Origin of the sequence: Marinobacter salinus (assembly GCF_001854125.1) — a bacterium.
Classification (GTDB): Bacteria; Pseudomonadota; Gammaproteobacteria; order Pseudomonadales; family Oleiphilaceae; genus Marinobacter; species Marinobacter salinus.
Genome location: NZ_CP017715.1, coordinates 3706592 through 3719292 on the forward strand (window position 1 = coordinate 3706592; position 12701 = coordinate 3719292).

General features: G+C 56.9%; 12 protein-coding genes. 8 read left to right on the forward strand and 4 right to left on the reverse strand.

Annotated elements, in window-relative coordinates; genetic code table 11:
- Positions 1 to 4 precede the first annotated feature (4 nt).
- Positions 5 to 865, forward strand: coding sequence for an endonuclease/exonuclease/phosphatase family protein (locus BKP64_RS17075; RefSeq protein ID WP_070972807.1), 861 nt, complete (start codon positions 5 to 7; stop codon positions 863 to 865).
- A gap of 69 nt (positions 866 to 934) precedes the next feature.
- Here the strand turns inward: BKP64_RS17075 and rpmG are convergent, their stop codons facing one another.
- The 3 genes from rpmG to radC form a co-directional block, all read right to left on the reverse strand.
- Positions 935 to 1090, reverse strand: coding sequence for a 50S ribosomal protein L33 (gene rpmG, locus BKP64_RS17080; RefSeq protein WP_008173465.1), 156 nt, complete (start codon positions 1088 to 1090; stop codon positions 935 to 937).
- 11 nt (positions 1091 to 1101) lie between these two features.
- Positions 1102 to 1338 carry a 50S ribosomal protein L28 gene (gene rpmB, locus BKP64_RS17085; RefSeq protein ID WP_070972809.1) on the reverse strand — a complete coding sequence of 79 codons (237 nt, stop codon included), beginning with the start codon at positions 1336 to 1338 and terminating at the stop codon, positions 1102 to 1104.
- 215 nt (positions 1339 to 1553) lie between these two features.
- A complete protein-coding gene (radC, locus tag BKP64_RS17090; RefSeq protein WP_070972811.1) occupies positions 1554 to 2228 on the reverse strand; it encodes a RadC family protein in 675 nt (224 codons plus the stop codon).
- A gap of 190 nt (positions 2229 to 2418) precedes the next feature.
- Here radC and coaBC point away from each other — a divergent pair, with 190 nt between their 5' ends.
- The 7 genes from coaBC (at position 2419) to argA (ending at position 11608) form a co-directional block, all read left to right on the forward strand.
- The gene (gene coaBC / locus BKP64_RS17095; protein WP_070972813.1) at positions 2419 to 3621 is read left to right on the forward strand and encodes a bifunctional phosphopantothenoylcysteine decarboxylase/phosphopantothenate--cysteine ligase CoaBC; all 1203 of its coding nucleotides are present in this window, start codon (positions 2419 to 2421) and stop codon (positions 3619 to 3621) included.
- 36 nt (positions 3622 to 3657) lie between these two features.
- Complete coding sequence (gene dut / locus BKP64_RS17100) at positions 3658 to 4119, forward strand: dUTP diphosphatase (RefSeq protein ID WP_070972815.1); 462 nt, start codon at positions 3658 to 3660, stop codon at positions 4117 to 4119.
- Between the two features lie 101 nt (positions 4120 to 4220).
- Positions 4221 to 6854 carry a phosphomannomutase/phosphoglucomutase gene (locus tag BKP64_RS19700; protein WP_070972817.1) on the forward strand — a complete coding sequence of 878 codons (2634 nt, stop codon included), beginning with the start codon at positions 4221 to 4223 and terminating at the stop codon, positions 6852 to 6854.
- 46 nt (positions 6855 to 6900) lie between these two features.
- On the forward strand, positions 6901 to 7797 hold the full coding sequence (argB, locus tag BKP64_RS17110; protein ID WP_070972819.1) for an acetylglutamate kinase: 897 nt from the start codon (positions 6901 to 6903) through the stop codon (positions 7795 to 7797).
- 24 nt (positions 7798 to 7821) lie between these two features.
- Entirely contained in the window at positions 7822 to 9072 is a 1251-nt protein-coding gene (locus tag BKP64_RS17115; protein ID WP_070972821.1) for an acetylornithine deacetylase, read from the forward strand.
- Positions 9073 to 9099: 27 nt separating this feature from the next.
- Positions 9100 to 10269, forward strand: coding sequence for an acetylornithine deacetylase (argE, locus tag BKP64_RS17120; protein ID WP_070972823.1), 1170 nt, complete (start codon positions 9100 to 9102; stop codon positions 10267 to 10269).
- A gap of 31 nt (positions 10270 to 10300) precedes the next feature.
- Positions 10301 to 11608, forward strand: a complete 1308-nt coding sequence (argA, locus tag BKP64_RS17125; RefSeq protein WP_070972825.1) for an amino-acid N-acetyltransferase — start codon at positions 10301 to 10303, stop codon at positions 11606 to 11608.
- On the opposite strand, the gene BKP64_RS17130 is transcribed toward argA, so the two are convergent.
- Positions 11582 to 12652, reverse strand: coding sequence for an aminopeptidase (locus tag BKP64_RS17130; protein WP_070972828.1), 1071 nt, complete (start codon positions 12650 to 12652; stop codon positions 11582 to 11584). The genes argA and BKP64_RS17130 overlap by 27 nt on opposite strands.
- Positions 12653 to 12701 lie beyond the last annotated feature (49 nt).

A 12701-nucleotide genomic window follows, 5' to 3' on the forward strand; every position in this document is an offset into this window, starting at 1 on the left:
CGATATGTACAAACGAATCCGAAAACAGCTTACTGGTATTGTCAGGTCGGCCAATGAACCACGTGGAGCCTGCTCAGGGTCGGATCATGTGCCGGAATTCGAGCCCCATCGTCACATTCGCCTTCTGACTTTCAATATTCAGGTCGGCATCCACACCGCCTCTTATCGCCACTATCTGACCCGAAGCTGGCAGCACATTCTGCCCCACCGTCGCCGGATCGAAAATCTTGATCGTATCGCCCACCTGATTCGCAATTACGACGTCATTGCTCTTCAGGAGTGTGATGGAGGCAGTCTGCGTAGTGGCTATATCAATCAGGTGCAGTACCTTGCCGAAGCGGCAAGCATTCCGTACTGGTACCAGCAGCTTAACCGAAACCTTGGCCAGATTGCCCAGCACAGTAATGGTCTTCTGAGCCGTTTTCGTCCGCTGGATGTTACCGAGCACAAATTGCCAGGCCTTATTCCCGGACGCGGTGCAATTATCGCCCGCTACGGTTCCGCAGATGATCCGTTGGTGCTCGTGCTTATGCATCTCTCGCTCAGCAAGGCAGCACAGCAAAGGCAGCTGGGCTATATCAGGGAGCAGATAGCGGACTATCGGCACGTCGTGCTGATGGGTGATATGAACAATCACGCGGAGGAGTTGCTGACGCAGACGCCGCTGAAGGAAACGGATCTTGTTCCGCTGCCGGATACGGCGCACAGTTTCCCGAGCTGGCGCCCCGAGAAGGCGCTGGATCATATTCTGGTCAGTCCTTCGCTGGAAATCCGGCGCTCGGAAGTGGTGAGTTATCCGGTATCGGATCACTTGCCAATTGCCCTGGATGTGGCGCTGCCCAAGGGATATCTGGAAACCTTTTAGATTTGTATTTTGAGTCAGACATAAAAAACCCGGCACATGGCCGGGTTTTTTTGGATGCAAGATCAATGATTACTTGATCTTGGCTTCCTTGTACGCAACATGCTTGCGGACAACCGGATCGTACTTTTTGATCTCGATCTTTTCCGGAGTGTTACGCTTGTTCTTTTTGGTCGTGTAGAAGTGACCAGTGCCTGCTGAAGATACCAGCTTGATTTTCTCGCGCATGATGCGGCTCCTTAAAATTTCTCGCCGCGGGCACGAAGGTCTGCCAGCACAGCGTCAATGCCATTTTTGTCGATGATGCGCATGCCCTTGGTGGATACGCGCAGCTTCACGAAACGCTTCTCGGATTCAACCCAGAAACGGTGGTTCTGCAGATTCGGCAGAAAACGACGACGAGTGTGGTTCATCGCGTGGGAAACGTTATTACCGGTGACCGGACGCTTACCGGTAACCTGACAAACTCTGGACATACTTGCCTCCGACCTGAGCAATGGTCTTAATATACGAATTCGTTTTAAATGCGTCTCTGGTTGCTAAGGAGCATTTACGCTCCTGTTCGCGCCTCTAAACTGAACGCTGCTTGCCAGACGCCGCCAGAAAGGGACGCTTTTATACCAGAACCAGACCCCCAACGCAAAAAATTGTTGGGAATTTGGCCAGTTTTTTGGCGGTGGCGTCCAGGCACTTACATTAGCCCCCGTTCAGCCAGTGATATTACCTCACCGTGCCCCACAACCATATGGTCAAGAACCCTGATGTCGACAAGGGCGAGTGCGTCTTTCAGTCTGCGGGTGAGGGAAATGTCTGCCTGGCTGGGCTCCGCGACGCCGGAGGGGTGGTTGTGGGCAAAGATAACCGCTGCAGCATTATCTTCCAGTGCCTGGCGTACCACTTCTCTGGGGTAAACCGCGGCGCCATCAATGGTGCCGCGAAACAGCTCCCGGTAGTGGATGATACGGTGTCGGTTGTCGAGGAACAGGCCTGCGAATACCTCGTGGGGGAAAGTGCCTAGGCGACTGGTCAGAAAGCGACGGGTGTCTTCCGGTGAGCGCAGCGGGTCACCCTGGCGCAGGGGTTCGTCCATGACGCGCCTCGCCATTTCCATGGCGGCCTGTACCTGAGCGTATTTGGCGGTGCCAAGCCCTTTTACATGGCAAAATCGGCTTTGGGATGCAGTCATTAGCCCTCTGAGGCCGCCAAAGTCATCAATCAATGACCTGGCCATCGCCATCACGGGCACACCGGCGGTGCCGGTGCGCAGGAAGATTGCCAGGAGTTCGGCATCGGAGAGGGTCGGCGCCCCATGGTTCAGTAAGCGTTCCCGCGGACGTTCGTCCGTGGGCCATTCGGGATTGGGCATTCGGGCTTCCTTGCGTAGGGGGTCTGGCGATTCCATGGCGCATCCTGCGCCGCGATCTGTGTCTCACAGTTACAAAGGTTACTTTAAAAAGAAACAAATGGTAAACGTCCCGGGAGGGTTGGCAGGCTGTCTGCTCTGTCGGACCGTGTTATCTTATACGCCTTTCTTTTTGCAATGATACGGAGCCTGTATGGCCGCCAAACGAATTCTGCTGGGGATAACCGGTGGCATCGCTGCCTACAAGAGCGCGGAACTGGTCCGCCTCCTCAAGAAGGCGGGGCATAGTGTGCGGGTCGTGATGACACGGGGTGCGGAGGCGTTTGTTACCCCATTAACCTTTCAGGCACTCAGTGGTGAACCGGTGCGCACCTCGCTGCTGGATTCTGAGGCGGAATCGGGGATGGGGCACATTGAGCTGGCTAAATGGGCGGATCAGGTCGTGATCGCTCCGGCATCAGCCGATTTTATTGCCCGGCTGGCCCAAGGCATGGCAGATGACCTGCTGACGACCCTGTGCTGTGCCACGGAAGCGCCTATTGCTGTTGCTCCGGCCATGAACCAGGCGATGTGGGGGAACCATCGTACCCGGCGGAATATTGAGCTGCTGCAGGCCGATCCCCAGGTCAGCCTGTGGGGACCGGATCAGGGGGAGCAGGCCTGTGGTGATACCGGGCCGGGGAGAATGCTGGAGCCGGCGGTACTGGCGGGGCTTATTGACCATGAAAATGGTCACGGACCGCTGGCGGGCAAGCGGGTTGTTATTACCGCTGGTCCCACCCGTGAGCCCATTGACCCGGTTCGTTACATCAGCAATCACAGCTCCGGGAAAATGGGCTACGCCGTCGCTGCCGCCGCTCGCGATGCCGGAGCAACAGTGGTTCTGATCAGTGGTCCGGTTAATATTCCGGTTCCGGTGGGGGTTGAGGTTCGTAACGTTTTGACCGCCGAGGATATGCTGCGTGAGTCTGCGGTTGCTGTGGATGCGGGTTGTGACCTTTTTGTTGCGACGGCTGCCGTTGCAGATTACCGCCCGGAAACCTGTGCCGGCGACAAGATCAAGAAATCCAGTGAGCAGATGTCCCTGCCGCTGGTGCGCAATCCTGACACTCTTGCCACCATTGCTGCCCGCGAGGACGCGCCCTTTACCGTCGGGTTTGCTGCCGAAACCAGCGATGTTGCTCGTTACGCTACTGAAAAACTGCAGCGCAAGAAGCTGAAGATGGTTGTGGCAAATGACGTGTCCACGCCGGGAATGGGCTTCAATAGTGACAATAATGTGGTCACTGTTTTTTGGCCTGATGGTCAGGAAGCTATCGGGCCGGACAGTAAACAACAGATCGCTGCGCGCCTTGTTGCGTTGATTGGCGAGCACCTGGACAGGGCTGCGGATTGACCCGTTGCCCCTGAACCATTTCAAAAAGGACAGTTCATGACCAGAAAAAAACTGCAGGTGCGGGTGCTGGATGACCGCATCGGAAACCAGATCGCTTTTCCCGCCTATGCGACGGACGGTTCCGCGGGCCTTGATCTTCGAGCTTGCCTGGATCAGCCGCTGACTTTGGAGCCGGGCGATACCCGGCTGATAAAAACCGGCCTGTCCATTCACATTGACGATCCGTCTCTGGCAGCCATGATCCTGCCAAGAAGCGGCCTCGGCCATAAACATGGCATCGTGCTGGGGAACCTTGTCGGGCTGATTGATTCGGATTACCAGGGCGAGCTGATGGTTTCTTGCTGGAACCGGGGCCAAACCACCTTCACTGTCGAGATTGGCGAGCGCATTGCCCAACTGGTGCTGGTACCGGTCGTTCAGGCGGATTTTGAGGTTGTCTCAGAGTTCAATGCCAGCCTGCGCGGTGAGGGCGGTTTTGGTTCAACAGGTTCGCAGTGACAGTCTCCGGCCACGCATAACCTTTGGCCGGCGTCTATACTTTGATACTTTGCGGATAAATGCCTTGTCCGGGCCGAAAAAATACGACTGCAGGATGGACTATGAAGCTGGGTAAGAAGAAGACTTCCGACACGTCCGGTGATAAGAAACCCGTCGGGAAAGGGGCAAAAACCGGGAAAGCAAAGGCTGCGGGCCCCAAGCTGAAACGTCTGAATTCCGTGGCTAGCAGTCAGGCACTGGTGGTTGTCCTGGCTGGTGTTATCGCTGCTGCCCTGATTCAATTTCTGGTCGTTCAACCGTCGGCCAGAGAGCAGTTTGAGGTTCAGAAAGCGATTGAGGCTGACGCCGCTGTCCTCAGGCTCAACCAGTATCTGGAGCTGATGCAAAGCAGTGTAAACAGTCTTGCGAGCCGGCCTGGTGTCATTAATGCGGTGTCTGACAGCAGTGGAATTGTGACGGCAGAAGGGGTACTGGCCAATGCTTTGCCCGGTATAGAGAGCGTGCACCTGTTCCCCTACCGGATGGTTCCCAGGGCCGCCAGCGGTGATTCGCTTCTTGGTTTTGCCGGTCTTGAGCTGGCCCGAAAGGCGGAAACCGGTCAGGCCCAGCATCCGGACGCCTTCCCGAGGGATAACCGCTGGTTTCTCCAGATGGCGACAGCGGTTCGTAATCCCGTCAGCAATGCTGTAGTTGGCAGCCTGCTGGTGGTGTTTGATGCGACGCAGTTGCGGCCATTGCTGCAGGTGGTCAATTCCCGGCTTGGCGGCCAGCTGGCACTTGTCCAGACTGTCTCTGGCGCGGCGAAGACCGTGGTCAGTAACGGCAGTGCATCGGGGGCAGCCGAAACCCGCTCATTGTCTAACCCCGACTGGTCGGTGGCCTACACCCCGGCAAGGTCTTTGGCACCGCCAGTGGATATTGTCATGATCGCCTTGCTGGTTGGTGTTCCGGCACTGGTCGCTGCAATTGTTGTTTGGGTTTTGCTCAGCGGGGCCCAACGCGGCCTGCGGCAAGATGTGACGGCTCTGATTCAGTGGTCCCACAAGGTGTTTGGCGGCGAACGGGTAAAGCTTCCGGCGTTTCGATGGGACATGATCGCCTCTACCGGTGAGGTGTTGTTCCGGCTTTCCCAGGTCGTCGAAAAGCGAATTGTCAAAGCGGCTGGAACGGCCAAGCCAAAGCAGCGCGCGGCCAATAAGTCTTCGGCTGCCGACTCGGAGGAGCCGCTGTTCCAGGACAAGGATATGCCGGATATTGACATGCTGGACGGCGACGAAGATGTACTGGGCTTTGGCAGTGGAGATGGCGCGGTATCTGGTAGTGGCGGTACGCCCGAGGTCGAAGAAATGGACCTGCCCCAGGTTGAGCTGTCTCCGGATATTTTCCGCGCCTATGATATCCGTGGCATTGTGGATGAAAGCCTCTCGCCGGATGTTGTTCGGATCATCGGGCGGGCTATTGGCTCGGAAGCCATGGAGCGGAGTATCACTGAGCTCTGTATTGGTTATGACGGGCGTCACTCCAGTCCTGAGCTGGCCGACTCCCTGGCGCAAGGTATCATGAGTACTGGCTGCAATGTCATTCACGTGGGTGCCGTACCTACGCCGGTGCTTTATTTTGCCACTCATGCTCTCGAGACAGGCTCCGGCGTTATGGTGACCGGCAGTCATAACCCCGCCAACTATAATGGCCTCAAAATCATGCTGGGCGGTGAAGCGCTTTCTGGTGAGGCTATACAGAAACTCTACCAGCGCACCCAAACCGGCGATTTCGTGAGTGGTCAGGGCGGTCAGTCGTCGGAAGATGTTCGTCGCGCTTATCTTGACCGTATTGTCGGCGATATCGCCGTTGCCGCACCCCTCAAGGTGGTGGTCGATGCCGGCAACGGTATCGCGGGCGAACTCGCGCCCATGCTGGTGGAAGAGCTGGGCTGTGAGGTAGTGCCCCTTTATTGTGACGTGGACGGTGATTTCCCGAATCATCATCCGGATCCTGGTAAACCCGCCAACCTGGCGGATCTGATCGCCAAGGTGAAACAAGAGGGCGCTGACCTGGGGCTGGCGTTCGATGGAGATGGTGACCGCCTGGGTGTCGTCACCAATACGGGCAAGATAATCTGGCCGGACAGGCTGTTGATGCTTTTCGCTCGCGATGTGGTGTCCCGAAATCCCGGAGCGGATGTGCTTTACGACGTCAAATGCAGCCGCCGTCTTGCGGGTGTGATCTCTGAGGCGGGTGGCCGCCCGATCATGTGGAAAACGGGGCATTCGCTGATGAAGGCGAAGATGAAAGAAACCGGTGCCTTGCTGGCCGGTGAGATGAGCGGCCATATCTTCTTTGGTGAGCGCTGGTACGGGTTTGATGATGGGCTATACTCAGCCGCGCGCCTGCTGGAGATTCTGGGTATTGAAGACCGAGACAGCGAGGCAGTGTTTGAAGACTTCCCGGAGGACATCAGTACCCCGGAGCTGAATGTCGAAGTGACCGAGAGCAGCAAATTCGCAATCATAGAGCGTCTTGGTCAGAGTGGTGACTTTGGTGATGGCAATACCAGCACCATTGACGGGATTCGCGTTGATTATGCCGATGGCTGGGGTTTATGCAGGGCGTCCAACACCACGCCTATGCTGGTTCTGAGGTTTGAGGCAGAGACCGAAGAGGCGCTGGAGCGGATAAAAGATCTGTTCCGGGAGCAGCTGAAGAAAGTGGCTCCCGATATTACAGCGACTTTCTGATCGCTGGTTATTTAACGTTTTAACTACGGATTATTAAGGCAACAACATGGCGCTGGATCGTGAAACAGCAATGCAGGTGGCTTCAGTTCTTAGCCGGGGTCTGCCCTATATTCAACGGTTTACCGGTAAGACCGTGGTGATCAAATATGGCGGTAACGCCATGGAGAATGAAGATCTGAAGAGTAGCTTCGCCCGCGATGTTGTGTTGATGAAACTGGTGGGCATCAACCCCATTGTGGTTCATGGTGGTGGTCCTCAGATCGGGGAACTGCTGGAGCGTTTGAACATTCAGTCCAGATTCGTTAACGGCATGCGTGTGACCGACTCAGAGACCATGGACGTTGTTGAAATGGTTCTTGGCGGGCAGGTTAACAAGGAAATTGTGTCTCTGATCAATGCCCAGGGTGGTACAGCGGTTGGGCTGACCGGCAAAGACGCCAACCTTATTCGTGCCCGAAAGCTGGAAGTGTTTGATCGTTCGCCGGAGCTGGAGCGCCCTGAGATTATCGATATCGGTCATGTCGGCGAGGTCGCCAGTGTGAACGTAGACGTGATTGAAATGCTGACCCGCAGCAATGTGATTCCGGTTATTGCGCCGATTGGCGTTGGCCCTGATGGCGCCTCGTACAACATTAATGCGGATCTGGTTGCCGGGAAGGTGGCCGAGGCAATGAAGGCAGAGAAACTGATTCTGCTCACGAACGTGTCTGGCCTGAAGAGCAAAGAGGGCAAGGTTTTGACGGGGCTGACCGCACAGCAGGTCAACGACCTGATCGAGGACGGCACCATCCATGGCGGCATGCTGCCTAAGATACGTTGTGCCCTGAACGCCGTTGAAAACGGTGTGCGGACATCCCACATCATCGATGGCCGGGTTGCCCATGCGTGCTTGCTGGAAATCTTCACCGATGAGGGTGTCGGTACCCTGATATCTCGAAACTGACGGCGCTGCCTGAGGAGTTCCCGGATGAAGCGCCTGCTAACAATGCTGATCGTTCTCGTTCTTATCGGTTTCGTGGGTTTTAAAGCCTCGGTCTGGTGGCTGGCGAACCAGCGTCTGGCCGAGGCGAGAACGGCGCTTGATGCATGGGGGGTTCTCCAGCGAGGGACCATCAGCTCAGGTATCGACGGCCATTTGGTGCTGGCTGGCAGCAGCTGGCAGGACTTCCGGCTGAACCGGCCGCTTGAAATTGGCCGGATGGAATTTGACGCCGGATCACCCGTTGACTTGCTGACCTCACTTGCTGATCCCGCCCGGCTGCCTGGTAACTGGAAGTTTCAGGCCGAGGGGCTTGGGCTCCTGCTTGAAGCAACTATGTTTCGTAATTGGGTAACCGCCGATGGCGACGACCGTGAGGGTGAACCTGCGGTCTTTGTTCTTTCCTGCGCACCGGATCCCCGACAGCAGATTGGCAGTGGTGACCTGATGCGCATGGGTATTACCGGTCTTGCCGGAGAGTTTATGCTTCGCCAGAGTCCGGATGGTCTTCATGCGGAGCTCAGCACTGCCGGTACCGGCAGTATTGATATGGACTGGCCTGGGGGCCGCCTGGATCCCGGCCAGCCTGATAACACCCTGGCCAGCTCTCCTGAGCCCATGCATGTCACGCTCCGTGACGGCGGATTGATGCGGCGGGTCGCGGCCTATTGTGCCCGGGAGGCAGGTCTTGAGCCGCCAGAGTGGGCTGGTCGGGCTCTGAATGCATTTCGTCAGGGGCTCGAAGCCCGGGGGTTGATGGCCAGTAAGCAGTTGCTGGCCCTGTATCGGCAGTGGCTGCTGGAGGGCGGGGAGCTTACCGCGGCAATTCAGCCAGGTGCACCGGCCTTTGGTATTCCGGTTTACGCCTCTGCCAGCGAGGCTTCGGGTTCTGGCTGGAACGTTGAATATAATGGTGCCGTGGTGCCCGATGTGTATTTGCAGGAGGTGGCTACGGTTGCCCCGCAAACTTCAAAGGAGGCTCTTGAGCCGATTGCGCCCCGGGAGAACCCTGAGGTTGAAGGCTGGTACGCTGACACGCTGGAGAATGCCGGTAGTTGGATCGGGCGAAAGGTTCGAGTAACGCTCTCCAACGACAACGTGGTGGAAGGGCGCCTGGTGAGTGTCAGTGATCGCGAGTTTGAGGTGGCCCGAGTGGTTGCCGGAGGTGAAGTGGCTTATCCTATGTTGCAGCGCGCCATTGCCAAATTCGAGGTTTGGCGGCGCGGCCGCACGCAATGACCCTTAGTGGGGGTCTGAGAGGAATTTATGTCGCAGTCCGCAGTTAATACCGCGGCGGTGCCTGGCATCAAGGATATGCTCGCTCGCCTCATTTCCCTGCCATCTATCAGTAGCGCTTCCGCCGACTGGGATCATAGCAACGAGGCGGTGGTAAGAGTCCTGGCGGAATGGCTGGAACCCCTGGGGTTCCGGACCGAAATCATGGAAGTGCCGGGTATGCCGGGCAAGTACAACCTGATTGCCACTCTGGGCACTGGCCCCGGGGGGCTGGTGCTTTCCGGCCATACGGATACTGTGCCGTTTGATGACAAGCGCTGGCAAAGTGACCCGTTTACGCTTACCGAGCGGGATAACCGTTGGTATGGCCTGGGCACTTGCGACATGAAAGGTTTCTTCGCACTTGCCATTGATGCGGCCAGAGAGTTTGCCGGCCAGGAACTGAAGGAGCCGCTGATTATTCTGGCGACTGCCGACGAAGAAAGCTCCATGAATGGAGCGCGGGCACTGGCCGACGCCGGCAAGCCCAAAGCCCGTTATGCGGTGATTGGCGAGCCCACCAGCCTGAAACCGGTGCGTATGCACAAAGGTATCATGATGGAGCGCCTGAAATTTGAGGGCCAGTCCGGCCATTCTTCGAACCCGGCGCTGGGCCGCAATGCCATTGAAGGAATGCATGAAGCGCTGACAGAGCTGCTGAACCTGCGCGCCCAGTGGCAGGAAAAGTACCGCAATCCGAACTTTGAAGTTCAGGTACCGACACTGAACCCGGGATGTATCCACGGTGGTGATAACCCGAACCGCATATGTGCCGAATGTGAGCTGCATTTTGACTTGAGGCCTTTACCGGGCATGAATATGGAGTCGCTGCGGCAAGCGATTCTGGAGAAGGTCCAGCCGGTTGCCGAGAGGCGAGAGCTGTCCATGGTATTCGAGCCGCTGTTTGATGGCGTTCCTCCGTTTGAGACGCCGGCTGACGCTGCTTTGGTCAAGGCCTGTGAGAAGCTCACAGGGCATGCTGCTCATGCGGTGGCGTTCGCGACCGAGGCTCCCTGGTTACAGAAGCTGGGGCTTGAGACTCTGGTCATGGGGCCGGGATCGATTGATCAGGCCCATCAGCCGGACGAGTTTCTGGAGCTCTCGCAGCTGGAACCAACGGTTAGAATCCTCAAGGGCCTGATCCGCCAATTTTGCCTGTAAACTGCTTGTAACGACTGACTTGGAGACAGGGTTGAAATCAAACGACTGGCTGCATGGGTTCCGCCATTCCTCCCCTTACATCAATGCCCATCGTGGGCGAACGGTGGTACTGACAATTCCCGGAGACGCTATTGAGCACGGGAATTTTATTAATATTGTGCATGACATCGCGCTGCTGAGTAGCCTCGGGGTGCGTCTGGTGGTGGCGTATGGGGCACGCCCGCAGATACAGTCGCGCCTGGATCAGGCGGGCATCGAGTCGTCGTTTGCCCGAGGTTTGCGGATTACTCCGGAAAACCACCTGCCGATGGTTATGGAAGCCACTGGCGGGTTACGGGCCTACCTGGAAAGCCAGTTGTCCATGGGGCTGGTGAATTCACCGATGCACAATGCCCGGATCAGGGTCAGTAGCGGGAACTACGTTGCGGCCAAACCGGTGGGAGTGTTGGACGGCATTGATTTTGGCCATACCGGCAAGCTTCGGCGTGTTGATGTTGCCGGCATCGAGAAACTGTTGGAGTTGGGGCATATTGTTCTGTTGCCTCCGATGGGCTATTCCCCCACTGGCGACGCGTTCAACCTTTCCTATGAAGATGTGGGTAGCCAGGTGGCGGCAGCGCTGCAGGCGGAAAAGCTGATGGTCTTTATCGATGATCAGGGACTGGTGGATGAGGACGGCACTCTGGTTCGCGAGCTAACCGCTCGCCAGGCCTCCGAGCGGTTAGCGGCAGGAACTGTAACAGGCCATGATGCGTCGTTGTTGCAGGCGGCCTGTGACGCCTGCGTGAAGGGAGTAAGACGTGCGCATATTATCAGTTATGTGAAGGATGGCGCGCTGCTGGAAGAAATGTTCACCCGTGATGGTTCGGGCACTCTGGTCAGTGGTGATAATTACGAACAGATCCGGCAAGCGAAAGCCGAGGATATAGGGGGTATTCTGGAGCTGATCCAGCCTCTGGAAGAACAGGGTATCCTGGTGCGTCGGTCCCGTGAGATGCTGGAAACCGAGATTGACCGGTTTGTGGTGGTGGAACGTGACGGCACCATTGTCGGCTGTGCGGCCCTCTACAGTTATCCTGATGAAGGCGCCGGAGAGCTCTCCTGCTTTGCTGTGGATCCGCATTATCGTCGTGGGGGTCGAGGTGACGAGATTCTGGCGATGGTGGAGAAACTGGCTCGCGGGCAGGGGGTTCAGAAGCTGTTCGTGCTCACGACACAGGCTGAACACTGGTTTCGGGAGCGTGGATTTCTGCCTTCCACAGTCAATGCGTTGCCGGGCCCGAAGCTGGCATCATACAATAGCCAGCGTAATTCAAAGGTATTCTTCAAACCTCTCTGACAGCGTATTGAGTGCACGTATGCGCTCGTCCGCAGGCTTCTCGGAAAGCTTCGCGACAGATCGATAGAAGGCGGGAAAGTTGTCTCCGTTATCCCGCAGTAGCTGACGGAATCCCGTGACGTACTGATTATACTGCTGGAACAGCGCAAGGTTTGCGTTGTTCAGCGCAGCCGGGCTCCGTCCCAGAGGCCCAGGCTGGTTCCAATGCTCTGAAAGCTGGTTGTAGCTTCGGAGTAGAGTTGTCAGTATGTCCGATTTGCGTTGTCGAAGCTGTTGGAGGGGCAGGTTCTCCTGCTGGCGATAGAGTTGTGCGAGCTCATTGGTGGCCTTTTGGACCAGTGCCACTGTCTGGTCTCGCTGTTGCAGTCGTTCAAGTGCGCGCTGAAAGGCGGCAGAATTGCCTTCCAGCGTTAGCCAGAGTCGCAGGCCTTCCAGTTCAACCGCCGTGGCAAAGCTTTCATTGAAGGCGGTGTCATCGTCAATGTAAATCACTCGATGAGCCAGTTCGTGGAACATCAGTGCCACCATGCGCTCCTCGGACAGGCGGGTAAAACCGGAGTGGACAGGGTCATCAAACCACCCGAGCGTGGAATAGGCGCTTACGCCGCCGATAAAGGTATCGTAACCGTCCTCCCTGAATGCCGCTTGCTCCCGCTGTGCGTCCTTGAGACTGAAATAACCTCGATAGGCCTGACAGCCAAGAACGGGGTAGCACCATCGGTGGGGCTCCAGTGAAAACTCCGGTACGGCGATCAGGTTGACCACAACCCAGGGGCGGTCGAGCTCCACGTAATCGGTAAACGCGCCTCCCGCCGGCAGCTCGAGCGTGTCGACGGCAAATAACCGGGCCCGCCGGACGGTGAGGAGCTTGCGCTGGAGCTCTGGAGAAACGGTGTTGGAGGAAATGAGTTCGTCCACTGGCTCACCAGCCAGCATCAGTGACATATGACCGTCAATGGCCTGGCTGTAGTAGCCAATGGTCGTACATCCGTTAAGGCCTGATACCAGTAGCAAAAGAAGATATATCTGACTAAGCTGTCTCATGGCGGCGGAATGTTATTATCAGGTTGGTTGTCTGTCGGAATCAGGCGGC

Coding starts and splice junctions, on each gene's coding strand:
- BKP64_RS17075 (WP_070972807.1), top strand. CDS start 5: ATGTACAAACGAATCCGAAAACAGCTTACTGGTATTGTCAGGTCGGCC.
- rpmG (WP_008173465.1), bottom strand. CDS start 1,090: ATGCGCGAGAAAATCAAGCTGGTATCTTCAGCAGGCACTGGTCACTTC.
- rpmB (WP_070972809.1), bottom strand. CDS start 1,338: ATGTCCAGAGTTTGTCAGGTTACCGGTAAGCGTCCGGTCACCGGTAAT.
- radC (WP_070972811.1), bottom strand. CDS start 2,228: ATGCCCAATCCCGAATGGCCCACGGACGAACGTCCGCGGGAACGCTTA.
- coaBC (WP_070972813.1), top strand. CDS start 2,419: ATGGCCGCCAAACGAATTCTGCTGGGGATAACCGGTGGCATCGCTGCC.
- dut (WP_070972815.1), top strand. CDS start 3,658: ATGACCAGAAAAAAACTGCAGGTGCGGGTGCTGGATGACCGCATCGGA.
- BKP64_RS19700 (WP_070972817.1), top strand. CDS start 4,221: ATGAAGCTGGGTAAGAAGAAGACTTCCGACACGTCCGGTGATAAGAAA.
- argB (WP_070972819.1), top strand. CDS start 6,901: ATGGCGCTGGATCGTGAAACAGCAATGCAGGTGGCTTCAGTTCTTAGC.
- BKP64_RS17115 (WP_070972821.1), top strand. CDS start 7,822: ATGAAGCGCCTGCTAACAATGCTGATCGTTCTCGTTCTTATCGGTTTC.
- argE (WP_070972823.1), top strand. CDS start 9,100: ATGTCGCAGTCCGCAGTTAATACCGCGGCGGTGCCTGGCATCAAGGAT.
- BKP64_RS17130 (WP_070972828.1), bottom strand. CDS start 12,652: ATGAGACAGCTTAGTCAGATATATCTTCTTTTGCTACTGGTATCAGGC.